Here is a 24,132-nt window from a genome sequence, read left to right on the forward strand (position 1 = left end):
GATGCCCGGTTTTGCTATGGAATATCCATTCCCTTTTGCGGATCACCTTGCCTTGACCGATATTGCTGAAGACGCCGTGCCGACCCAGTCCGATTTTGACGCGTTCCACCATCGCCTGCGCCAATGCTATGCGCAGCTTCCCAAGAGGCTGGTCCAGCTTGCCGATTTCGTGACCGAGGATCCCGATGAAGTGGCGCTCGGCACGGTCAGCTCCCTGGCGCGACAGGCTGGCGTGCAGCCCTCGACCGTCGTGCGTTTTGCCCGCACGCTGGGTTTTGGCGGCTTTTCGGACATGCAGGCGGTTTTTCGTGACCGTTTGCGCGTGCGCAACGTGACCTATCGCGAGCGCGTCAATGCGTTGCATCGCGTCGATGGCGAGCCGCTTGAAGCCTCAGTGATCTTCAACGGTTTTTACGAGGCAGCGCATGACTCCCTGCGTGCCTTGCAGGCCCATTTGCTGCCCGAACGGCTGGAGGCTGCTGTCACCACCATGGCGCAGGCCAACTGCCTCTATCTTCTGGGGCTGCGCCGTTCCATGCCGGTCATACGCTATCTGTCCTATCTTCTGGCCAAGCTCGATATTCGCCATCAGATCATCGGGCTCGAAACCGGTATGGAAGAAGAAAGCTTTGCCCATGCCGGTGCAGAGGATGCCGCTCTGGTGCTGAGCTATACGGATTACGCACCCCGCACGATCGAGCTGTTTCAGGCGCTCGAGGCGCGTCATGTGCCGGTTATTGCCATGACGGACAGCGCCGCCAGCCCGGTTATCCCGCAGTCAGGCCTGTGGCTGGAAGTCCATGAAGCCGATTTTCAGGGATTTCGCTCCAACGCGGCCTCGCTGGTGCTCGTTTCAACCCTTGCCGCTGCCATTGCCGAACGACGAGGGTGATTGACCGCCTTATCGCATGCCAGACATCAAGGCCGTGATGGATACGGCATCCGGTCCAGAGAATGATTGCCCCCGGTCCGGCACTGATACGTCACAGAGACGGGCTGATTGTGGAGATTGTCTTGTCATTGGGCGAGAGGGCAATCGGTGGAAAAGCACCATAAGCCTCGAGCCGGGAGAAATAATAGGACGTCACGACGTCGATACCGACATTACGCACCATCCGATCCAGACCGAGTTGCTGATATTCCTGCGCCCGCAGCGGCAGGCAACATTCGAGCAACCGGCGCGCGCCCTTGGGCGACACGACATAGGCGCATAGACCGAACGCCTGAAGCAGACGATAGGCCACGCTTTGTCGATCCTGCGCCACAAACGATGCAGCGTTTTTCTGCATGCGCCGCTCATCAAACGTGATCACGCTGCGTGTTACGCCTGGCAGGGCGTCGATCGTGATCGGGGCATTGAAGTTATAGCCGAGCAGGGCAACGTCCCACTCGGGCGGGAGGGTCGCGATCAATCGTGCGGATTCCGCCTCGAAATTACGGCACAGCAGGGCGTCATCCTCGAAAATCATCAGCGCTTCGTTCTGATGCGCTGCATGGCTCCACAATCCCAGATGGGACAGGGCTGCCCCTATGGCGCCTGGCTTATAGACCAGCCCGGCATCGGCCATGCCACGCTCGACCAGTGAAGCGAGCGGGATATCGCGCCCCTCCGTTCCCTCAACGCGTTCGATATCGGGCATGTGGGCATTGGCAAGCCGAAATGCCTGCAGCCTCTCCGTATCACATGCCCTGTTGATGACGACCCTGCGCATAATACTCCCCTGCCATACCTGCCACCATTGCAGGAAAGCCATTCTAGCATAGTGCCGGGCGACGGGAAAAACGCAGGGGTAAAATCATCCCGGGACACTGACAGACAGCTGCCTTATGGGAAGAGCCACATACCCGTCAGGGCTTGCGCAGACCACCCAGCCGCACATGAGCGAAGCAGTCAGTACCCGCGCTGGTGGTCATAGAGAAGCGACGGTTTTCCCCCGCGTTCCATCTCACGAATGACCTCCGCCACATAACGGACCTGTTCCTCCCGTGAGGCTTCGGAGGCCACGTGGGGGGTCAGCGTGATGGCCGGGTGATCCCATAGCGGCGAATGGGAAGACAGGGGCTCCTCGGCCACCACGTCCAGCACGGCACCGCAGAGATGCCCCGCATCCAGCAGGGCCAGCAGATCAGCCTCTACCAGATGATCGCCACGACCGACATTGATAAGCCCTGCACCGCGCGGCAATTGCGTGAGGGTTGCCTCGTTCAGGAGATGTCGTGTCTGGGGTGTGCTGGGCAGGAGATTGACCAGCAGATCGGCCTGACCGAGAACGTGCTCAAGCCCTTGCGACCCGCTGAAAAGACTGACAGGCCCGTCTGCGGTTTCCCCTTGCGAGCGACGCCAGGCGCAGACTTCAAATCCGGTATGGGCAAGGCTTTGCGCCACCACCGCCCCGATCTGCCCATAACCGAGCACAGCGACGCGGGTACCGGTACTGGTACGAGAGACCAGATTGCGCACCCATTCATGCCGGGCCTGCTGCACGGCCCATGTCCGGGCGTCGCGCAAAAGGGTCATGCACGCCCATAAAACATAATCGGCCATCAGCCGTGCCGTATCACCACCCCCCATGCGCACGAGCGGCACATGACGGGGACAGGCCGAACTCCTGACGAGGTGATTGACGCCTGCACCCGTGCACAAGATACCGCGCAGATGCCCCATGGCGTGCAGATCGTCGTCATCGGCCTCCCAGACCAGCGCATACTGCGCCGCATCGCGGGGCGTGTCAGGGTCGAACCAGGAGAGGATCTCGATATCAGGCGCATGGGTGGCGAAGGAATCGCGCCAGCCTGCAAAGGCTTCCGGCCCATCAGCGCTGATGATCAGACGTGGTGCCATGACTACGCTCTCCTGCCTGCACCAAGAAACATGATGCTGTGTCGTCAGGCCAGACTGGCACGTCTGAGCGGCATCGTCATGCAGTGTATGCTGCCACCGCCTTGTGAAAACTCGTCAAGTTCAGGCTCGAGCACGGTCAGACCATGATCGCGCAACATGGCGTTGACGCGGCGCGAATGTCGGGGGCTCACCACACGCCCCTCACCCAGCGCCAGCACATTGCACGCCATATCGCGCATGGCCTCCTTGTAGGTTACGGGAAGAATACGGATGCCCTGCGCCTCGAACCAGGCAAGGTCTTCATCCTCCAGCACATCCGTCACGCCAATGGCGAGCCCTTCGGTCACCATCGTGAAAATCACATCCAGATGCAGGAAATGCTCGGGGAAATGGACCATGCGGCATGTCCAGCCTGCCGCCTCGAAAGGCTTGAGAAAGGCCTGCGCCCCCTCGACGGTTGTACGGCCGCCACTGACACCCACCACAACCAGGCCGGGACGGATGATATGGATATCACCCCCCTCGACATAACCCTCGGTGCAGTATCCGGTGATCTCATCTTCGGCGTAAAAGGCCTCGATACCCTCCTGCTCGGGCTGGCGTTCGGGGCGCATCAGGCGCGTGACGACCGTACCCCACGGGGTCGTTTGCGACGAATCGCGTGTATAGACCTGATAGGGCTGGCCCTCCCGCGGGGTGAGGAAATGGCAATGAACGCCCGCCTCTTCCAGCACGTGTACCAGCCCGGCAAATTGCGCTTTCAGCTTTGCGGGGTCCGGACGTGCGCCCGTGGCGAGGGTGCGTATGGCGATATCGTTACTCGGGTTCCAGGTGTAGAAATCAGGCGGGCAGAGCAGCACATCCGACAATGTTCCGGTTTCGCTATCAATGAACCAGCGATTGGCAGTCATGCACGGCGCTCCTGTTGAAGGCAGACCCGGCGGGGCAGGTTCTGCCGGCTGCGACCCTGCCTGACGCAAGGCCCGTTGAGGCATCTGGCAGGCCATCAACGCCTGTCAGGTAGGAGCGAGGCTAGAAGCCACCGGATCATTTCTCAATTACAATGAGATGGAGTTTGGTTTGGCGTTTCATAAATTATCGCCTGCGCCCCACCCGGCATACTCCCTGTAACCGACCCGGCTTTTGCCAGAGCCCGACAGAAGGCTGGCAGATGAACGGTTGATCGTGTCGCGAGGGGAGATATCATCACGTGTTTGCTGAAGCAGGATTCCCGCCTTTGTCACGTATCCGCCCCAACGCCACGCCACGACGCCCACCTCGCGCCAGCGGGTTTCAGGGGCGTATCGCCGAGGTCGATCTGCGCCTGCTGCGTGTTTTTGCCTGCGTGGCCCAGCATGGCGGTTTCGCTGCGGCAGAACTGGCGCTGGGCAAGAGCAAATCCTCGATCAGCATTGATATTGCCGCCCTTGAAAACCGGCTGAGCATGGTGTTGTGCCACCGTGGGCGCGCGGGTTTTGCCCTGACGAATGAGGGCCAGGGGGTACTCGATGCCACGACGCGCCTCTTTACCGATATCGATCTGTTCCAGCAGCGCATCAATGATGTCAGCGGAACGCTCTCGGGGCGGTTCTGCCTCTATCTGCCTGACAACATCCAGTTTCATGGCGAAACCGCCCTGTTGCGGGCCATCCAGATCTTTACCAGCCGCTATCCTGCGGTCGAGATGGATGTGCGCTCGGCCTCGACACGCGATGTGGAATTTGCCGTGCGTAACGGGACGGCAACAGCCGGGATTACGCTCTATCCGCATCAGCAGCCGGAAATGGAAGCAACCGCCCTCTTCAGCGAGCGGTCCAATCTTTATTGCGGCGCCCGCCATCCTCTTTTCGACTGCCCGGAAGACACGATCGATATCGCCGCCCTCGCCGAGGCACGCATGATCAGTGTCAGCGATGCCGCATCTTCACCGCGATGGGATGAACTGCGCCCCTCCATGAATTTTGCGGCGCGCGCCGATAATATCGACTCACGCGCCCTGCTGATCCTGTCAGGCATGTATGTCGGTTTTCTGCCCGAGCTGTTCGTCACGCAGATGGTCCAGCAGGAGAGGTTGCGCCATATCGTGTTCAACGACCTGCATCTGGTGAATCATTTCTACTTCTTGATACGTCCCACCCCGGAAAACGGGCTCATGGCCGAAACCTTTCGCGCCATTCTGGAAGAAACATGCTGATGCGCCGCCTCATCGCCTGCCTTGCACTGCTGGTCGCGTTCCTCTCATCCGCCTCCGGCTTTGCCCAGGAACGCCCGGCCTTCATCGAAAACGGAACGCTGCGTATCTGCACCAATCCGACCCTGCCCCCCATGACATTCGTCAACGGGGCAGATCTCTCGGCGCTGGACGGGTTCGATATCGCGCTGGCGCGTGAACTAGGCGCCTATTGGCATGTCCCCGTTCAGTTCGACACGATGGATTTCACAGGGCTTTTCCCGAGCCTCGGGGCGGGGCGGTGCAGTCTGGTCATAAGTGGGGTGCTCAAACAGGCGTCACGCGAGCGGCTGTTTGATGCGGTTGCCTATCTCGAAACATCCCCCGTTGTGGTGGCCCCCAGCCAGATCGCTCCGGTGAGCAGTTTCGACGCTCTTGCGGGGCAGAGCCTCGCCGTTGAATCAGGGACGAGCTATGCCGCCCGTATCGAGGAAATCAACCAGGGTCTGGCTGCACGTGGCAAGGCCCCGATCATGCTTCAGCAATACCCGAGCGAAGATCAGGTAGTGCAGCAGGTTCTGGTTGGACGGTCACAGAATTTTCTGAGTCAGGATGTCGAGCTTTTCTATCGACAGGCCCAGCTGGGCAGCAAGCTACATGTCATCTTCACCCCGTCCCTGCCGGGCTATTCCGAATTCGCGATCTATCTGCGCCGCACCGGGCAGGACAAGGCGCTGCTGGATGGGGCCATCGCCACGCTGAAGCAGCAGGGCAAGATCGCAGCCCTTGAGAAAAAATGGAATGTCGGCCCGGCTGCACGGGCAGCGCTCGGTGTGCAGAGTGAAAGACCGCGCTTCAACACAACCACATTTTTCTCAGCCCTTTTTTCGATGGCATTCCTCAATGGCGCCGTCATGACGCTGGCGATTGCGCTGGCCTCCCATGCGGCGGCCATCGTCATTTCCATTCCCATAGCCCTGAAACTCAATGCCCCGCGCTCGCTCTGGCATCCTTTCCTGCGGGCCTATGTCGCCGTTTTTCGTGGTGCGCCGACATTGCTGCAGCTTCTCTTCATCTGGAATGCGCTGCCGCAATTCTTTCCGGTGTTTCGCGAAAGCTGGTTCTCGCCTTTTCTGGCCACATGGATCTGCCTGTCGATCAATGAGTCGGCCTATCAGGTCGAGATCAATCGGGCGGCGCTGAGCGCCATCGACCCCGGGCAGCTGGCAGGGGGGCAGGCACTGGGCATGAGCCAGGCACAGATCTACCGCCATGTGATCTTCCCCCAGGCCCTGCGCGTGGCGCTGCCGCCCACCATCAATGAGTTCATTTCACTGCTCAAGACAACCTCGCTGGCTTCGGTCATCTCCCTGCAGGAACTGCTGTTCATCACGCAGGTCCAGGTGGCGCGCAGCTTCGAGTTTACCGAATATTACGCTGCGGCGCTGGTCTATTATCTCGTGATGGTGTTCGCCTTCCTGCACCTGCAAAAGCGCATCGAAACACGGTTTGTCTGGGCAAGCCGCGCCAGCAGCGCCGCCAGACCCGGCGTGACCACGGAAAACCCCGCAGGCAGGGCGGCGGCTGGTACCGCAGAGGCGGAGACATTAAACCATGTTGCATAATCTGCCCCCCAACCCTGATTGCGCCCTCAGCCTGCGCAAGCTCAGCAAATTCTATGGCGAGTTTCTCGCGCTGGACCGGGTGAGCCTCGATATCGATCATGGCGAGAAAATTGTCGTTCTGGGGCCATCAGGATCCGGGAAATCGACCTTTATCCGCACACTGAACCGTATCGAGCCCCATGATAGCGGGGTGCTCATGATCGATGGTGAGGTGATCGACAACAAGACAAGCCTGCCCCTGCTGCGCGGGGCAGTGGGGATGGTGTTTCAAAATTATAATCTCTTTCCGCATCTTACCGTGCTTGAAAACTGCACACTTGCCCCGCGGCTTGTCCGCAAGGCCCATCGCGATGCAACGGAATCGCTTGCCCGAGGCTATCTGGAGCAGGTGGGTATCGGCGAACAGGCCGATAAATACCCGATCCAGCTTTCAGGAGGGCAACAGCAGCGTGTCGCGATTGCCCGCGCCCTGTGCATGGCGCCCGATGTCATTCTCTTCGACGAACCTACTGCGGCTCTGGACCCGGAAGCCATCAAGGGTGTGATCAGCATTATCAACGCCCTGGCTGAGCGACGCATCACTACGATCTGCGTCACGCATGAAATGGGGTTTGCGCGCCATATTGCCGACCGTGTGGTATTCATGGACAAGGGCGTCGTGCTGGAGGCTTCCCCCCCGGAGAAGTTTTTCACAGCACCCGATACGCCCCGTGCGCGCCAGTTTCTGGACCAGATGATTCACCACACGTGACAAAGGCGTCTCAAAGCGCATGATCCCGGAAGATTTTCCATAAATTCCATGGATGATGCGATATGGGTAACGATCTGACAAAGTGAGGTTTGGTTTTTTTCAATCGAACATAAGGTCGTTTCGCCTCTTCAATGACAGGGAAGCCACTGACGGGAGTCCTTTTCATGATGACGCGCCTGCCCAAAGGATTTCGCCGCCTCACCAGCACGGCGCTTTCGCTCTCTGCCGGGATCGTTCTGGCTGGCTCGGGATTGGACGGGTCCTGTATGGGCGGTGTGGCCCATGCAGCAGCAAGCCCGTACACCACGACACCCCATCATCCCCTTCATGGCGCTGCCCCATCCCGCGCCATCCATACGCCGCGTAGCAGCACCCATGCCCGACGCCATGCAGCACCCCATTCCGGCCCGGAGGCCATTCAGGTCACGGGCTCACGCGCCCAGCGCTTCCTCACCACGGCAGCCACGGTCAACGTGCTGAGTGGCCGCGAGTTGCAGGAACTGCACATCACCAGCCCCAAGGATATTGCGGCCTACACGCCGGGCCTTACCGCCGTGAATGCGACGTCTGGTAGCACGCCTGTCTTCTCGATCCGAGGCATCGGGCTTGATGACTATACCGGCAACAACATGGGCGGGATCGGCATCTATCAGGATGGCGTTTTTGCCCCCTACCCCGTGTTCTATACAGGGCAGATGTTCGATACCCAGTCTGTCGCCGTCGAGAAAGGGCCACAGGGCTTCGATTACGGGCGCAGCTCCACGGGCGGGAACATCGCGGTCGAGACGGTCAAACCCGACGGAAAATTCGGCGGTTATGTGGATTGGGGCTATAGCAGCTATGGTACCAATACGGCGAGTGCAGCCGTCAATGTGCCGATCACCGACCGTATCCAGAACCGCACCGCCTTTTCCTATATCAATGGCGATGGCTGGCAGCGCGATATCCACACCAACAAACGCTATGGCTCGCAGGATCAGCTGGGCTTGCGCAATCTCACGCGCTTTCTGATCGATGACCGTTCCAGCCTGCTGCTAAACATCCACTATACGCGCGACAAGGGCATTTCAATGTCGCCGCAGGATACGGATGGCGATGCGGTCAATGGTTTTCCGACAGGAACGGTGGGTGTGGGGCCGAATGCATCCTATAACGCAGTCAATGTGGGCACGAACCGCGTAGGCCGTAACGAGAATGGCGGCGGCGTCTCGATCAATTACACCCATGATTTCAACTGGGGGCAGTTCGTCTCGACCACCGCGTTCGACGCCTTCCGTCGCAGCGACTACGATAATTACGATGGTGAATCAATCAATGTCGGTGATTATCACTGGAATGACACGTCCCTCGCCCAGTCCCATGACATGCATATCAAGATGGATCTGGCGAAACGTTTTCACCTGACGGTGGGGGTCTATGAATCCTGGGACAAGATCAACGGTGCCTATACGAGCTACCGTTCCTTTCTGCTCGGCGTGCCCAATGGCAATCTGACGGATCGCTTCGTGCAGCAGAATGTCTCGACGGGGCTCTATATCAACACGGTCACCAATGTGCTGCGTAATCTCGATTTCATCGCCTCGGGCCGTTTCTCCTGGGATGATCGTGGCTTCAATGGCGGGACGATCGATGATGCTGGCGCGCTGACGAGCAAGGGCGCCTATCTCTCACGCCTCGACACCACCCATTCCTATGCCCGCCTGACAGGGCGCGTGGGGCTGCGTTACACCATCATGCCCGGCACACAGGTCTATGCCACCATTTCCAACGGCTACAAGGCGGGCGCCTATTTTGCGGCCCCCGTTTCTGCCCCTCAGGCGCTCGATTATGTGCGTCCTGAAAACATGATCGCTTACGAAGTCGGCGCCAAGACCAGCCTGCTGCACAACCATGTGCAGATCGAAGGCGCACTGTTCGATTACGAATATCACAACCGCCAGACGCTGTTCGTGGCTGAAATGCCCATGAACATCACCTCGCTCAGCCTTGGGCCTATCCCCCGTGCCCGTACCCGCGGCGGCGAATTGTCGAGCACATTGCATGATCTGATCCCCAATCTCGATCTGCGCGGCTCCTTTGCCTATCTCGACGCGCAGGCCACCAATGCGGTGAATGATATCGGCGGTCTGCCGCTGCTTTCCTCGGTCACCGCTCATTCGGTGCTGCCTTTCGCCCCGCGCTTTTCCTGGAATGCCGTGGCACGTTATGGCATCGACCTGCCGCGCGCCTATCGCATGACGCTCCAGACCAGCTACACCTGGAAGGACAATATGCTGGTGGCCTTGGGTGACCCCAATGGCGTGACCGACAAGATCAGCTCTTTCGGGATGCGGATGGAGGTGGGGCCCAAAACCGGCAAATGGACGGCCGCCGTGTATGTGGACAACATGCTCAACAAGCACGGCAATACCTATTCCTTCACAGGCTCGGATAATTCACGCGTGCAGTTCCTTCAGACGCCACGCTGGATCGGCTGCGATCTGCGCTATAATTTCTGATCCGACACAAGCATGACGGGAGACGACACGCCGATGCGCCTCGACAGCTTCCTGACACTCTGGGGCGATACGCGTCCCTGGGTTGAGGCCATCGCCGATGCCCATCGTCGGGGTTATGACGGAATCGAGGCGCGTATTCCGGAACCGGAAAACCTCTCATCCTGTCGCATGGCCCTGCGCGATGCGGATTGCCCCTATATCGCCATCGCCCTGACCGGCGGCGGGGTCATCCCCCGCCAGTGCGCGACGCTGGACGACCATCTGGCCGATCTGGATGAGGCCCTCGGGCGCGCCGTGCTCCTCTCCCCCCGCTTCGTAAACGTGCTGGGCGGCAATGATCGCTGGAATACCGCGCTTCAGGCCGAATTCATCGGTCGTGCCCTGCATCTGGGACGGAAGCACGGGCTGACGCTCAGCTTCGAGACCCATCGTGCCCGGCTCTGCGCCACGCCCTGGATCACGCGCGATGTTATCGCGCAAATACCCGAAGCGCTTTTTACCGCCGATATCAGCCATTGGGTGGTGAGCTGCGAAAGACTGCTCGATGACCCCTGCGATGACTTTAGTGAATTCATCGCGCGTGTGCATCACGTTCAGGCACGCGTAGGCTATGATCAGGGCCCGCAGGTCTCGCATCCGGCGGCACCTGAAAATCGCGCCGCACTCGATTTTCACCGTGATTTCTGGCGCCGAATCTGGGTGTCACAGCGCGCGCGGGGTTACGATGTCACGACGCTGACACCGGAATGTGGCCCCGATGGCTACACCCATACCTTGCCCTTCACCGATCTGCCCCTTGCCGACCGCCATGCCATGAATGACTGGCTCAGGCAGGATCAGGTCAGATCCTTTGCGGGGTGCTTCCCCGCCTCAGCAGGAGAGTCCTGACATGACAGAAGAGACGTTCACGTCCATTCCGGTGATCGATATTGCCGGGCTGTATTCGGCGGACAAGACCGATCGTCAGAAAGTGGCGGCGGCGCTGCACGAAGCGGCCAGCAGGATCGGGTTTTTCTATATTGCCGGTCATCGCGTCGCGCCCGAACTCATCGCCGATCTGCGCCAGGCGGCGAAGGATTTCTTCTCCCAGCCTCTGGAGGAGAAAATGAAGCGCTATATTGGCAGTTCCGCCTCTCATAAGGGCTTCGTTCCGGAAGGGGAGGAAATCTATAACAAATCCCGACCCGACCATAAGGAAGCCTTCGATATCGGCTTTGAAGTTCCTGCCGATCATCCTCTGGTTCAGGCCGGAACGCCGCTTCTCGGTCCTAATAACTGGCCCGAAATCCCGCTGTTCCGCGAGCGGGCGAGCGCCTATTACAAGGCCGTTTTCGAGCTGGGGCGTGTGTTGTTTCGTGGTTTCGCCCTCGCGCTGGGGCTCGATGAACATAGTTTCGACGATGTGGCGCAATTCCCTCCCTCAAAGCTGCGCATGATCCATTATCCCTTCGATGGTGAGGCTCATGATGCACCGGGCATTGGCGCGCATACCGATTATGAGTGCTTCACCATCCTGCTGGCCGATCAGCCGGGTCTGGAAGTGTTGAATGGCAAGGGTGAGTGGATCGACGCACCGCCCATTTCGGGGAGCTTTGTGGTCAATATCGGCGATATGCTCGAAATGATGACGGCGGGGGCTTTTGTCGCCACCGCCCATCGCGTGCGCAGCGTGAAGGAGGAACGCTATTCCTTCCCGCTTTTCTATGCCTGCGATTATCATCACGAAATCCGCCCCCTCCCCGCCTTCGAGAAGGGCGACACCGCCTATGAGGCCGTGAAAATCGGCGATCACATGTGGGCGCAGGCCATGCAGACCTATTCCTACCTCATCGCCAAACGCGAGCGCGGTGAAATTGCCTTGCCTGAGGGAACACGACGCACCAATACATTCGGGCATTTCAGCAAGACCGGAGTGACCGCATGACCGCCCAGACCGAAAAGGAATTGCGCGAGGAACTGGCCGCCGCCTATCGGCTCTACGCGCAGTTCGGCCTGACCGACATGGTCTACACCCATCTCTCCGTGCGTCTGCCCGGAGAGGGGCATCGCTTTCTGGTCAATCCCTACGGGCTGCTTTTCGAGGAGATCACGGCAAGCTCGCTCGTGGTGGTCGATTCAGAAGGGCACCCCCAGCAGGAGACGAGCTGGCCGGTCAATCCGGCTGGGTTCGTGATCCATTCCGCCGTGCACCGGGCCCATCCCGAGGCAGACTGCGTGATGCACAGCCACACGCTCGCGGGCATGGCCATTGCCGCGCAGGAGGAGGGTATCCTGCCCCTGAATCAGATCAATATGGAGTTCTACGGGCGCATCGGCTTTCACCCCTATGAGGGCATTGCGGCAGACGACAATCTAAGCGAGCGCGAGCGTCTGGTGCGCGATCTGGGCGACAATATGGGGCTGATTCTGCAAAATCACGGTCTGCTGACCATTGGAAGCACTGTGGCTCAGGCCTTTTACCGCATGTATTATCTGGAACAGGCCTGCCGCGTGCAGCTGGCCGCGCAATCGACCGGGGCCAGGCTGCATTGCCCGAGCGAGGCCGAGGTGCTGCGTGCGCGCCAGCAATTCGAGACAGACCCCGATCAGGGTCAGATGATCTGGAAGGCCCTGCGCCGCAAGCTGGATCGTGAACAACCGGATTACAAGAACTGAGTCAGGGAACGCGCCCTTTGCAGGGCATAAGGCAACCGCTCGAAAGTTAGTCGCCCTCACAAGACGCCCATCCGGAAGTCCATTCCATGGGGCGCTTCCCATGGCTCTTATCCGGGCCTTGCGCCCGGAGCTTGAGAGCGGCCCAGAATGTAAAAAACCCTCCGGGCCGCGAAGTCCGGAGGGTTTTCCATGTCAGACGAGCGGGAGGATCAGAGAACGACCTTCACGCCGAACTGGAAGGAGCGAAGAACGACACCGTTCTGGGTCCAGGAAGAGTTGTAGAGGTAACCGCCATAGGTGCCGAAATCGTAAGGCGATTTGAAGCCAAGCAGGTTGTAGACGTTGGCATAGGCGCTCCAACGGCGGTTGAACTGATAGTTCACCGTCAGGTCGACATCCCAGAAGCCCTTGACCTTGCACTGACCCAGCGGAACGAAGCTGCTCGACTGGAGCGCATCCGCGCAATTACCTGCCGTGCCAGATCCGGTCTGGTCTTCAGCCGTCGTACGATAGCCGCTGGTGTAATAGACCGTCGGCGTGACAGCCAGCTTGCGCCATGACAGCGTGTTGGACCAGTTGGCGCGCCAGCGGGGCGTTCCCGAGGCCGAAACCGCACCATACGGCCCAAGCGTTCCGGCAAAGCGATAGACCGAGCCATCCGGATTGGTCAGGTTCATGCGACGAACGAAGGTCGCTGTGCCCTTGCTGTACCAGTGGACTTCATGAAACACGCCAGGAAGCTGCGTATTGGCTTCGAAGGACAGGTCGAATCCGTCAGTCACGAGCTTGTTCGTGTTCACGTAGCCCAGATTGATGATGCCGGGGCGCAGCTGGCCTGTGGGGTTCTGCGGATCGGCAATATCCGGCGTAACCGTCACACCTGTCGGGAGGGCTTCGCCTGCGAGATAGGCATTGGCCACGTTGGTGGTGCCAACGGGGTTAGGCGCGATGTAGTGGTTCTTGCGGATATAATAGTAATCCGCCATCAGGGTCAGCCAGCGGGTCGGACGGAAGATCGGCCCACCCGAGAAGTTGGTTGATGTCTCAGGACGCAAATTCGGATTACCGGCTGTGTTCGAGCCAATATAGTAGTTCTGCGCGTAGTTGTTGGGCGTGCCGTTGGCGTTCAGATGCTGGCTGATGAAGTTGGCATTATTGGGCGTGTAGGTGGTGTAGCCCACATTCGACCCGCCTGTTTCAGCAAAGCTGGGGACGCGGAAGCCCTTCTGGAACGTACCACGGAGGGTCAGCTTTTCGGTCGGCTTGAACTGCACACCAAATTTCGGTGAGAAATGGCTGAAGCCTTCGGAATAATGATCGTAACGGCCCGAAGCATCGGCGCTCAGCATCTTCACGATCGGCGCCTCAGCCTGGAAGAAGGCTGATTCAACCCAGCGGCTGCCCTGGGCGTTCACCGGATTGATATAGCCTGTGTACTGGTTAGCGGGATTGGCCGTATCAAGCGGGTTGGCATTCGGATCGTTCAGGGCTTCGTAACGGACGTTGCCGCCGATGGCGAGCTTGGCCATACCACCCGGCAGATGGAACAGCCCCTTGCTGAGCGTGGCTTCGCCTGAATATTCCTGTGTGCGCGCATTGATGACATTGCGCGGCGCGATGGCGTTCAGCACCGATTGCGAATTCTGCGACGGATCCACGAAATTGTAGCTGCCGCTGGTGATCGCGTTCTGAATGCCGGAAATGGTCGGCACGCCCGTGATCGTCTGGTTCAGCAGCGTGTTCATACCAACGAAGTTGACGTCGTAATTCCAGTCCGAACCCCAGCGCGACGGATGCCAGCCATTGTAGCGCACCGAACCACGGAAGTTCTGGCTCGTATCCATGGTGGTCGGAATCAGATCGCCAAAGCGGTAATTGACCTGAGCCTGCTCACCCTGTGCGGCATAGGGGTTGTTCGGGTTGAGCGAGCCATCAGCCAGATAGACAGGTAGATAGGTGTTCTGCGCCGTCGCCAGCTTCGCCTGGCTGTAAGACGTGCTGCCATAGGTCGAATAGGGCGTACCAGTAATGATGGAACGCGCCTGCGACCAGGTGAACATGGCTGTCAGCTGTGAACGCTCGGTGACATTGGCCGTGAAATGAGCCGTGGCACTGACGCGACGCAGATCAGGCGCGACCTGTGCGTATTTCTGTGTGTTCCACGAGCAGGCCTGGCTTATGCCGGTGCTTCCGCCAACAGTTCCCGAGACCAGGCCATCGAGGCCACGGCAGCCTGCCTGCTGGTTCAGAAGCGACCACGGTGCAGTATTCGTGCCACTACCCGAAACAGGGCGGACGATCGCTACGGTCGACGGTGCGAAATTGGTGATCGAGCCACCCGAGACGATGTTATCGTTACCGTTGCTGCCACCAATTCCTGTCAGATCACCATTGTTATACGGTGAATTGAGCTGACGGTAATAGAGCGGATCGTCCTGCTGATATTCCGAGTTGATGTAGAAGTTATAGCCGTCCTTGTGCAGGTCACCATGCCCCCAGGTGGCATAGAGGCGCTGATGCCCCGCATCGCCACGCTGTGTCAGGCCACCTTCGGCGTTACCCTCGAAACCCTTGATTTCCTTGCGGGTAATCATGTTGACCACACCGGCAACGGCGTCAGCACCATAGGTTGCCGAGCCGCCATCCTGCAGCACGTCCACGCCCTGCATGATGGATTGGGGCATCCAGTTGGTGTCGACAAAGTTGCGCTCGCCGTCATCGGCCAGCGGATAGTACGACAGGCGCTGCCCATCCATGAGGACCAGGGTCGAATCCGTGCTGAGACCGCGGAGCGACGGAGCCGATGCACCGGCGGCAAAGCCACCACCCGCCGACCAGGCATTGGTCAGATTACCTGCACCGTTGGAAGACAGAAGCTGCAGCGCATCGGTCACGGTCTTGATGCCGCGCTGCTGCATGTCCTTCATGGTGATGTGCGTGATCGGTGACGCACTGGTCGTGTTCGGATCGCGGAACAGCGAGCCCGTCACCATGATGGTTTCGGGGCGCGAGGTCGCAGGAGCGTCCCCAACCGGTGCGGAAACAGCCCTGGCGCGCGTCGAGCGGCTCTGGGCATTGACCTTCACCTTGCTTTTGGCAGGAGCCTTGGCGGCGTTGGCAGGGATTGTCGATGTTTCAGGGGCCGAAACACTCTGTGCCCGTGCGTCACTGACAAAATGCAACAGAGCGACACAGGCTGTGGCACTCATGAGACCGGCGGCAAGCGGTCGCTTGCGTCGGGTTGACGGGGCGACGAGCGGGTCATGGCGACCCGAATCGTGCGTCTCTCTTGGGAGCAGCGTCATGGAACGTTCCGTCAAAATGGGTTAATTCGCGATATTACGCATCGCAACGTTCCCAAGCCGTAACGGAAGATTGTTAACGCCCGCAAGGCGCGTTACATTTATATTACATAGTTCGAGCAATGCTGTGCAACAAAGTCACACTGCCTGAAGCACCGTTACCAATCAGAAATCATTTTCTGTCAGTTACTTACAACGATCACAGATCATCGGGCTCTCGGGTGGCTCAGCTCTATTTCGAGAAAAACCGAAATTTTTGGGAACCATTAATCTTTAACCATTGACAGGAGCACACATCATTCCCCTGCGCGACCATCAGCATGAATGGGGGTCGCATGAAACAAAAAAGGCGGGGGTTCGCGCCCCGCCTTTTTCTCCTTCGTCTCAAGAAGGAAACCGGTCACTCAGTGGGAGAAACCCTTGGCTGAAGCGCGGGTGGAGTGGAGATGGGCTTCCACTTCCGGGTCCAGCTTCAGGAAGTAGGTCAGAACCGCACTGAGGAAGTAGATGATGGAGTAGACAACCATCACACCAAACACCCCGAAGGCAGGCTCGAAGATGTAGACGATGGCCGGGCCGATCCAGACACTGGCACCTGCACCAAGGTTCAGCAGCGACATGGCGGCTGCCTTGTTCTCGGGAGCGAGGTAAGGCATCAGGGCCGACAGCGGCACATAGCCAGCCAGGGTCATGCCATAGAAGGCGCCGGCGATCATGACGATGAACAGATGGTCAGGGCCCAGCAGCGTCGGGGCGAAATACAGTGCCATGGTGCTCAGCGTCGAGCCGATACCACCCATGATCAGCACCGTGTAGCGCCAGCTCAGCTTGTCACTGATGATACCCAGGAACAGGTTGAAGAAGATGTTGCTGATGAAGATGGCCTGAAGAACAGCCAGCCACTGCCCCATGGTGAAGCCGAGCGTATGGGTGAAGTAGAGCGGCATGAACACCAGGAAGCCGAACTCGGCAGAGGTGTTGATGGCGCGCACAATGCAGCCAATACCCACTTTCGGACGCTGCCAGCCGATGGCCAGCGACATGAACAGGGTCTTGATGGCTCCCTTGTTGCCGGTTTCAACGCGAGGCACGCGGTTCATGCCGAGCAGGGCCAGCGCACCACCGAAGACGACGAAGCTCAGGGCGACCCAGAGAGTTGCATAACCACCGATGATGGGCAGCAGGACACCGGCAATCGTCGTACCCAGCGTGGGCAGACCTGCCGTGAAGCAGAACCAGAACCAGCCAACGGCGGAGCCCAGTTTCTGCACGGGCGCCGTGTTCACAACCCAGACGAGAAAGCCGAAGGCGAAGAGCGGATAGCCAAAGCCACGCAGACCGTAGAACAGCGTGATCAATGTCCAGGACTTGGACGGCAGGGCGAAACCCAGGAACCCGATCTGGAACAGGATCCAGATGGCCAGACCGACAAGCATGACCTTGCGGCTGCCCCACATGTCGGAAAGGGCACCCGAGGCCCAGGCCGACACAGCTGCCGTCAGGCCATAGATGGTGAACAGGCCGGCAACGTCATGCTCCTGAAAGCCGAGCGAGACGAGATAGGGAGAGAGGTAACCACTCTCTACGCCGTCACCGATCATGAAGAGCAGGGTGCCGATAAAGCCCCAGATCATGATCGGTGGAATGCCGGCCCATGAGATGAACCGTCCGAAAGCCGTCTGTGGCTCAATGTCTGGCAAAGTGTCGGTTGCGGACCGTGCCCCGCCGACGAATGTCCCGCCTGCCATTGTGTTTCTCCTGAGTCTCAAAAAAGGCATCTTGCTGCCCTGCAGCGTGCCTGGCCCGTCCTCCTTTGCGCGGGTTGCCCCCCTCCGGCAAATCACAAAAAAGAGTTATAGTTACCAGACGGTCTGTTCGTATGAGACATTCAGGCTGTCAGAATTGGTATGGTAAACGTTTTTTAATGATATCATACGAGAACTTTTGTAGAACGAAATTCGTATTCCAACCACTAAGTGACAGAAATTTGAATTGTCCCCCCATGAAACCCTGTATTACACAGATATAAGATTCACGCTTATACATAGACCACACTCCAACTATCTATCACGTCATCGTGCATGGATTGCACAAAAATCCTATTGTCATAGATTTTTATTCAGTGACTACATTAGTCCAGCAGTATTCGCTTGATGCAACAAAACGGGTATTATTCATGCTTCGTAAAACAAGCTTCATGAACTGAGTTTAATACATATCATTTCATCAGCCGAATCTAACATTTCGGCCACTGGCCGGATCAGACCGAGGGCTTCTCATGACAACCCGCAAGCAACGTGCCAACGCCATCCGTATCCTGGCCATAGATGCCATCTTCAAGGCCCAGTCCGGCCATCCCGGCACGCCAATGGGCATGGCTGATATCTCTGAAGTGCTGTGGCGTGACGTGATGCGCTACAACCCGGCCAACCCTGGCTGGTGCAACCGTGACCGCTTTGTCTATTCCAACGGCCACGGCTCGATGCTGCTCTATGCCCTGCTTCATCTGAGCGGGTTCGACCTGACAATCGAGGATATCAGGCAGTTCCGCCAACTCCATTCCAGAACGCCCGGACACCCCGAGTTCGGCTATGCACCCGGGATCGAAACCACTACCGGCCCGCTGGGCCAGGGCATCGCCAACGCTGTCGGGATGGCGCTGGCAGAAAAGACCCTCGCCGCCCAGTTCAATCGCCCCGGTCTGCCCATCGTCGATCACCATACCTATGCCTATGTGGGCGAAGGTTGCCTGATGGAGGGCATCTCGCATGAAGCCTGCGCTCTGGCGGGCACGCTCGGGCTCGGCAAGCTGATCACCCTCTATGATCGCAATATGGTCACCAATGATGGGCCGATCGACGGGGTTTATACCGATGATACGCGCAAGCGTTTCGAGGCCTATGACTGGCAGGTGATCGGCGAAATTGACGGGCATGACCCCGATGCTGTGCTCGGCGCACTCAACGCAGCGCGCGCCGAAACCACGCGCCCGAGCCTGATCATCTGCCGTACCACCATCGGTCAGGGTTGCTCCGAAGGCTATGCCGGCACCAACAAGGTGCATGGCGGTGTTCTTCCCGCCGATGAAATCGCCAGAATTCGCGAGCGTCTGGATTGGACCAGTCCGGCTTTCGAGATTCCTGACGCCATCTATCGCGATTGGGATCATCGCCCTGCCGGTGAGGTGGCCGAGGCCGCCTGGAACGATCTGTTCTCCCGCTATCGTGATGCCTATCCGGATCTGGCTGCCGAATTCACCCGCCGTCAGACCGGCGCCTTCCCCGCAGACTGGGCAACCCTGTCGCGTGATTTCGTCGCCACCCTGCAGGCAGCCCCGAGGGATATTCCCTCGCGCAAGGCATCGCAGAACGCCATTGAGGCCTTTGCTCCCCATCTGCCCGAAATGTTTGGCGGCTGCGCCGATATAACCCCGAGTTGCCTCACACGCTGGTCAGGGTCTTCCTCTGTCTGCTTCGACGCAGCCGGCAATTACGTCGATTACGGCGTGCGCGAATTCGGCATGGTCGCCATGGCCAATGGCATCGCCCTGCATGGCGGCCTCATTCCCTACACCGCGACCTTCCTGATGTTCATGGAATATGCGCGCAATGCCGTGCGCATGGCAGCGCTCATGAAACAGCGTCAGATTCTGGTCTATACGCATGATTCCATTGGTCTGGGCGAGGACGGGCCCACCCATCAGCCTGTCGAGCAGCTCGCGAGCCTGCGCCAGACACCCAATATGGTAACCTGGCGCCCCTGCGATCAGGTCGAAACGGCCATCGCCTGGGTCAGCGCGCTTGAACGTCGTGACGGACCCACCGCCTTTTCGCTCTCGCGCCTGCCGCTCAAGCAACACAGCCGCAGCGAGGAACAACTGCGCAATGCCTGGCGCGGTGGCTACGTCCTTTCCGACTGCGCGAGCATCCCTGACCTCATCCTGATTGCTACAGGCTCGGAGGTCACACTGGCCATGGAATCCGCCGCCATTCTGCGCAACCGGAATCTCGCGGTCCGCGTGGTCTCCCTGCCCTCACCCGAAACCTTCGATGCCCAGGACGCAGACTATCGCGAAAGCGTCCTGCCCGATGGCGTGCGCACCCGTCTGGCCATCGAGGCCGCAAGCACGATGTACTGGTCGCGTTATGTGGGGCTCGATGGTGATGTCGTGGGCATGACAGGCTTTGGTGAATCCGGCCCGGCACAGGATCTGTTCCGCCATTTCGGCTTCACGACGGCCAATGTCGTCACGCGCGCCGAAGCCCTTCTCACCCGTCACGCCAGACGCCGTAGCGCCTGACAAAACGCCCTTTCCCGGCATTTTTGTGGGCGGCACCCGACCATGCCGCCCCCACCCATACTGGATAAATTCATGGACCTTTTCGATCTCTCCGGCGATGTCGCTTTTGTCACCGGGGCCGGAAGCGGCATCGGGCAACAGATCGCCATCGGCCTTGCCGAAGCCGGTGCTTCGGTTGCCTGTTTCGACCTCCCCGGCTCGCGTCAGGGCCTCGACGAGACTGCCGACCGTATCCGCGGCCTCAAACGTGCCGCGCTGGTCTGCACCGGTGATGCAACCGACGAAACCAGCCTGGCCGATGCCATTGCGGCCACACAGGCCGAACTCGGCCTGCTTTCGGTTGCCGTCAATGCCGCAGGCATCGCCAATGCCGCCCCGGCCGAGGAGATGGGACGCGACCAGTGGCAGCGCGTGCTCGATATCAATACGACAGGCGTCTTTCTCTCCTCTCAGGCCGAGGGGCGCGCCATGCTGGCCAATGGTCGTGGATCGATTGTCAACATCGCCTCCATGTCCGGCGTGATCGTCAATCGCGGCCTGATGCAGGCGCATTACAATGCGTCCAAAGCCGCCGTCATCCATCTGAGCAAAAGCCTTGCAATGGAATGGGCGACGCGCGGCGTACGTGTGAACACCATCAGCCCCGGCTATACTGCTACCCCCATGAACACACGCCCCGAATGGGCCGAGCGTGTGAAAGTGTTCGAGAACGACACCCCCATGAACCGCATTGCCGCCCCGCGCGAAATGGTGGGGCCCGCCATTTTCCTCTCCTCCCGCGCTGCGTCCTTCTGCACCGGGGTCGACCTGCTTGTGGATGGCGGTTTCTGCTGCTGGTAAGAATGCGCAGGGCTCTGCCCTGAGACCTCCAGAGGGGTGGAAGCCTGAGGTGCCTGTTTTGCGTCACCCTGCCTTTCGCCCGTTCCACAGGTCGTCTGCAGATGGGGAAATCTCTGTTGCTGGCACGGCTCTTCAGGGCGCTGCCCTGAGACCCGCAAAGGGGCGTTAGCCCCTTTGATCCCGGATTGTTATGCCGTTCACGCCTTGTCCTGCGTCACTGCGTCCCGTGTCGCAGATGATCTGCGCGCTCGGCCTCGAAAACAGGCTTATTTTCGGCCTTCAGGAGGCGAGACGCTCTATGGGAAGTTCGAGCGTATGCTTGATTTCCGACAGAGCCACCATTGAATTGACCTCCTGTATCCCCGGGATCAGGGCCAGTCTTTTCAGAAAGAACTGCTCGTAGGATTCGATATCCCGCGTCACGATGCGCAGGATGAAATCGACCGAGCCAAGCAGAACATAGCAATCCTGCACCTCAGGGAATTCGCGTATAGCCTCTTCAAACGCAGCCAGATTGGCGCGGGCATGGGCTGTGAGCTTCACCAGAGCATAAACCTGCGCGTTCAGCCCGATCTTGCGCCGATCCACCAGATAGACCTGTTTTTGCAGGATTCCCGACTCCCTGAGGCGCTGTATGCGACGCCAGCATGGCGCCTGCGAAAGCCCGACAGACTCGGCCAGCTCAGCCGTCGGGCGTGATGCATCCTGCTGGAGCAACTGCAGCAGATGGCGGTCAATCGCATCCAGATCCTCAAGCATCTTCATACCTCAAAAATGATCTCTTAACGCATATTTTATGCACTAAAGCCGCATTAATGAAGCTGAAAACGCAATTTTTATCAGAAGATCGCATGATACCGTTCCGGCAAAGGGATATTGGCTCAACTGGCCAACATCCCGCAAAAACGCCCTTACTGGAGCCAGACCATGTCAGCCAGCTTCGCCAAGACAAGCACGCTCGACGCCCGCAGTGGTGCCGATATCCTGCTCGAAATCCTCGCAAGCGAGGGGGTCGAGTATATCTTCGGCAACCCCGGCACGACGGAGCTTCCTCTTATGGACAGTCTGCTGCGCCGGCCCGATATCAGCTACATCCTCGCCCTGCAGGAGGCGAGCGCTGTGGCCATGGCCGATGGCTATGCCCAGGCAGCGGGCCGACCGGGTTTTCTCAACCTGCATACAGCAGGCGGCCTGGGTCATGGCATGGGTAATCTGCTCAACGCCCATGTCTCGCAAACACCTCTTGTCGTCACGGCAGGGCAGCAGGATCTGCGCCACGCCGTTACCGATCCGCTCCTGTTTGGTGATCTTCTGAAAATTGCCGAGCCTGCGGTGAAATGGGGCAAGGAAGTTGCCTCTGCCGAGCAACTTCCCACGCTGGTTCGGCGCGCCTTTCATGACGCCGATGCCGCACCTTCCGGCCCGGTCTTTCTGTCCTTGCCCATGGACGTGATGGAAGAGATGAGCACCGTCAGTGCCGGGGCCCCTTCACGCATCGACCGCAATGCCATTGCCGGCGCCCTGCCAGAACTGGCAAATGCCCTTGCCGCCATTGCGCCCGGGCGCCTTGCCCTGATTGCAGGTGACGAAATCCACACCAGCCGCGCCGCTGCTGAAACGGCCAGCCTGGCCGAGACACTGGGTGCACCCGTCTATGGCTCTTCGTGGCCCTCGCGCGTCCCTTTCCCGACCGCCCATCCGCTATGGCGTGGCAACCTGCCCACCACGGCGCGCGGTATTGCCGAAGTGCTCTCCCAGTATGACGCCATTTTCGCCATTGGCGGCAAATCGCTCATTACCATTCTCTATACGGAAGGCTCGGCGATACCGGAGGGGTGTACCGTCTATCAGCTTTCTGCCGATGTGAACGATCTGGGGCGCACCTATCCCACGGCGCTCTCGACCTGCGGGCATCTGAAAGCATCGCTCAACGTGCTTCAGTCGCTGGTGGAAAACGCCTCGCTTGCCCATGCCCCCGCCTATGACGCCCTGCGCCGCAAAGCGGCCACACAGCGCGCCTCGGAACGCGCCACCCTTCATGGCCGCGCTGATGCGGCCATGAATGAGGCAGTTATCCCACCCATTCTTGCTGCGCGTGAAGCCGTACGGGCCATCGGCCCCGACACTCCCATCGTGGATGAGGCCATTGCAACATCGGGTTTTGTTCGCAGCTTTCTCGAAAGCAGTGATCCGTCCCAATACTCCTTTCTGCGCGGTGGGGCTTTGGGGTGGGGCATGCCCGCTGCCATCGGCTGCTCACTCGGCCTGAAGCGCGAGCCTGTCGTGTGCCTCGTCGGTGATGGCGCGGCGCTTTATTCGCCTCAGGCGCTCTGGACGGCTGCTCACGAAAACCTCCCCATCACCTTCGTTGTCATGAATAACTGCGAATATAATGTGCTGAAAAACTTTATGCGTGGTCAGCAGAATTACACGGCGGCACAGACCGGGCGCTTCATCGCAATGGATATCGTCAACCCCACCATTGATTATCAGGCACTCGCCACCTCCATGGGCCTGCCTGCCCAGCGCCTGACACGCGCTGGCGATATCGCCCCCGCCATTCAGGCTGGTATTGCGAGCGGCAAGGCCAATCTGATCGAGATCATGATCAGCCGCTGAATGTTGCGGCGAGGGTTCTGCCCTCGCCCCCACACGGGGCCTCGCTGCACTAAACCCGCTTTTACAACGCCAGATGGAAGAACTGGTTATGCGCGGTGGCCTTATACGGGCCGAAGGGCGGACCACTCTCGAACCCGTAGCGGCGATAGAGCCTTATCGCAGCCTCGAACGATGGTGACGTCCCGGTTTCGAGGCTCAACCGCATCAGACCACGCGCTCTCGCAGCCTTGATAAGCGTGCCCAGTATGGCCGCTCCAGCGCCACGCCCGAGAAAATCGGGGTGGGTCCGCATGGATTTGACCTCGCCCACACCCTCACCGAACTGCTTCAGCGCCCCAATGGCGGCGACACGCCCCTCGATACGTGCAGTCCATACCGTTACCTCGGGCGCGGTCAGTCCTGAGAGATCAAGGGCAAAGCGAAACGCCTCTGGCGTGCTTTCCGCCATGCCCGACAAATGCAAGGCCAGCAGCGCCCGACTTTCCGCGCTGGAGAGATCGTCGATCCCTATCTCCATGGGCCAATATCCC

General features: G+C 59.3%; 18 protein-coding genes. 11 read left to right on the forward strand and 7 right to left on the reverse strand.

Annotated features, from left to right (window positions below; translation table 11 throughout):
* Positions 1 to 52 precede the first annotated feature (52 nt).
* Positions 53 to 892: a MurR/RpiR family transcriptional regulator gene (locus ED655_RS02580; protein ID WP_240993453.1), complete on the forward strand. Its 840-nt coding sequence runs from the start codon at positions 53 to 55 to the stop codon at positions 890 to 892.
* Between the two features lie 91 nt (positions 893 to 983).
* Here the strand turns inward: ED655_RS02580 and ED655_RS02585 are convergent, their stop codons facing one another.
* The 3 genes from ED655_RS02585 to ED655_RS02595 all read right to left on the reverse strand — a co-directional run bounded on the left by ED655_RS02585 (position 984) and on the right by ED655_RS02595 (position 3,753).
* Positions 984 to 1,712 (reverse strand): glycosyltransferase family 25 protein, encoded by a 729-nt coding sequence (locus ED655_RS02585; RefSeq protein WP_162993354.1) that lies wholly within the window; start codon positions 1,710 to 1,712, stop codon positions 984 to 986.
* Positions 1,713 to 1,891: 179 nt separating this feature from the next.
* Positions 1,892 to 2,842, reverse strand: a complete 951-nt coding sequence (locus tag ED655_RS02590) for a 2-hydroxyacid dehydrogenase (RefSeq protein ID WP_122048855.1) — start codon at positions 2,840 to 2,842, stop codon at positions 1,892 to 1,894.
* A 44-nt stretch (positions 2,843 to 2,886) separates the two neighbouring features.
* On the reverse strand, positions 2,887 to 3,753 hold the full coding sequence (locus tag ED655_RS02595; protein ID WP_122048856.1) for a dimethylarginine dimethylaminohydrolase family protein: 867 nt from the start codon (positions 3,751 to 3,753) through the stop codon (positions 2,887 to 2,889).
* 326 nt (positions 3,754 to 4,079) lie between these two features.
* Here ED655_RS02595 and ED655_RS02600 point away from each other — a divergent pair, with 326 nt between their 5' ends.
* The 7 genes from ED655_RS02600 to ED655_RS02630 all read left to right on the forward strand — a co-directional run bounded on the left by ED655_RS02600 (position 4,080) and on the right by ED655_RS02630 (position 12,541).
* Complete coding sequence (locus ED655_RS02600; RefSeq protein ID WP_122048857.1) at positions 4,080 to 5,036, forward strand: LysR family transcriptional regulator; 957 nt, start codon at positions 4,080 to 4,082, stop codon at positions 5,034 to 5,036.
* Complete coding sequence (locus ED655_RS02605; RefSeq protein WP_122048965.1) at positions 5,036 to 6,637, forward strand: ABC transporter substrate-binding protein/permease; 1,602 nt, start codon at positions 5,036 to 5,038, stop codon at positions 6,635 to 6,637. The genes ED655_RS02600 and ED655_RS02605 overlap by 1 nt, the downstream gene beginning before the upstream one ends.
* The gene (locus ED655_RS02610) at positions 6,627 to 7,388 is read left to right on the forward strand and encodes an amino acid ABC transporter ATP-binding protein (protein ID WP_122048858.1); all 762 of its coding nucleotides are present in this window, start codon (positions 6,627 to 6,629) and stop codon (positions 7,386 to 7,388) included. Before ED655_RS02605 ends, ED655_RS02610 begins: the two co-directional genes overlap by 11 nt.
* A gap of 266 nt (positions 7,389 to 7,654) precedes the next feature.
* Positions 7,655 to 9,886: a TonB-dependent receptor gene (locus ED655_RS02615; RefSeq protein ID WP_122048966.1), complete on the forward strand. Its 2,232-nt coding sequence runs from the start codon at positions 7,655 to 7,657 to the stop codon at positions 9,884 to 9,886.
* Between the two features lie 12 nt (positions 9,887 to 9,898).
* Positions 9,899 to 10,774: a sugar phosphate isomerase/epimerase family protein gene (locus tag ED655_RS02620; protein WP_240993455.1), complete on the forward strand. Its 876-nt coding sequence runs from the start codon at positions 9,899 to 9,901 to the stop codon at positions 10,772 to 10,774.
* Between the two features lies 1 nt (position 10,775).
* Complete coding sequence (locus ED655_RS02625) at positions 10,776 to 11,810, forward strand: isopenicillin N synthase family dioxygenase (RefSeq protein WP_122048860.1); 1,035 nt, start codon at positions 10,776 to 10,778, stop codon at positions 11,808 to 11,810.
* A complete protein-coding gene (locus tag ED655_RS02630) occupies positions 11,807 to 12,541 on the forward strand; it encodes a class II aldolase/adducin family protein (protein ID WP_122048861.1) in 735 nt (244 codons plus the stop codon). Before ED655_RS02625 ends, ED655_RS02630 begins: the two co-directional genes overlap by 4 nt.
* Positions 12,542 to 12,750: 209 nt before the next feature.
* On the opposite strand, the gene ED655_RS02635 is transcribed toward ED655_RS02630, so the two are convergent.
* Positions 12,751 to 15,750, reverse strand: a complete 3,000-nt coding sequence (locus ED655_RS02635; RefSeq protein WP_122048967.1) for a TonB-dependent receptor plug domain-containing protein — start codon at positions 15,748 to 15,750, stop codon at positions 12,751 to 12,753.
* A gap of 497 nt (positions 15,751 to 16,247) precedes the next feature.
* Positions 16,248 to 17,591 carry an MFS transporter gene (locus ED655_RS02640; RefSeq protein WP_122048862.1) on the reverse strand — a complete coding sequence of 448 codons (1,344 nt, stop codon included), beginning with the start codon at positions 17,589 to 17,591 and terminating at the stop codon, positions 16,248 to 16,250.
* A 530-nt stretch (positions 17,592 to 18,121) separates the two neighbouring features.
* Between ED655_RS02640 and tkt the strand changes: the two genes are divergently transcribed.
* Entirely contained in the window at positions 18,122 to 20,143 is a 2,022-nt protein-coding gene (gene tkt, locus ED655_RS02645; protein ID WP_122048863.1) for a transketolase, read from the forward strand.
* Between the two features lie 72 nt (positions 20,144 to 20,215).
* Positions 20,216 to 20,983, forward strand: coding sequence for an SDR family oxidoreductase (locus ED655_RS02650; protein ID WP_122038623.1), 768 nt, complete (start codon positions 20,216 to 20,218; stop codon positions 20,981 to 20,983).
* 279 nt (positions 20,984 to 21,262) lie between these two features.
* Here the strand turns inward: ED655_RS02650 and ED655_RS02655 are convergent, their stop codons facing one another.
* The gene (locus tag ED655_RS02655; RefSeq protein ID WP_240993457.1) at positions 21,263 to 21,748 is read right to left on the reverse strand and encodes an Lrp/AsnC family transcriptional regulator; all 486 of its coding nucleotides are present in this window, start codon (positions 21,746 to 21,748) and stop codon (positions 21,263 to 21,265) included.
* Between the two features lie 162 nt (positions 21,749 to 21,910).
* Between ED655_RS02655 and ED655_RS02660 the strand changes: the two genes are divergently transcribed.
* Positions 21,911 to 23,602, forward strand: coding sequence for a thiamine pyrophosphate-binding protein (locus ED655_RS02660; RefSeq protein WP_122048864.1), 1,692 nt, complete (start codon positions 21,911 to 21,913; stop codon positions 23,600 to 23,602).
* A gap of 61 nt (positions 23,603 to 23,663) precedes the next feature.
* Here the strand turns inward: ED655_RS02660 and ED655_RS02665 are convergent, their stop codons facing one another.
* A complete protein-coding gene (locus ED655_RS02665) occupies positions 23,664 to 24,119 on the reverse strand; it encodes a GNAT family N-acetyltransferase (protein ID WP_122048969.1) in 456 nt (151 codons plus the stop codon).
* Between the last annotated feature and the right edge of the window lie 13 nt (positions 24,120 to 24,132).

This window comes from Asaia bogorensis (genome assembly GCF_900465345.1).
GTDB classification, from domain to species: domain Bacteria; phylum Pseudomonadota; class Alphaproteobacteria; order Acetobacterales; family Acetobacteraceae; genus Asaia; species Asaia bogorensis_A.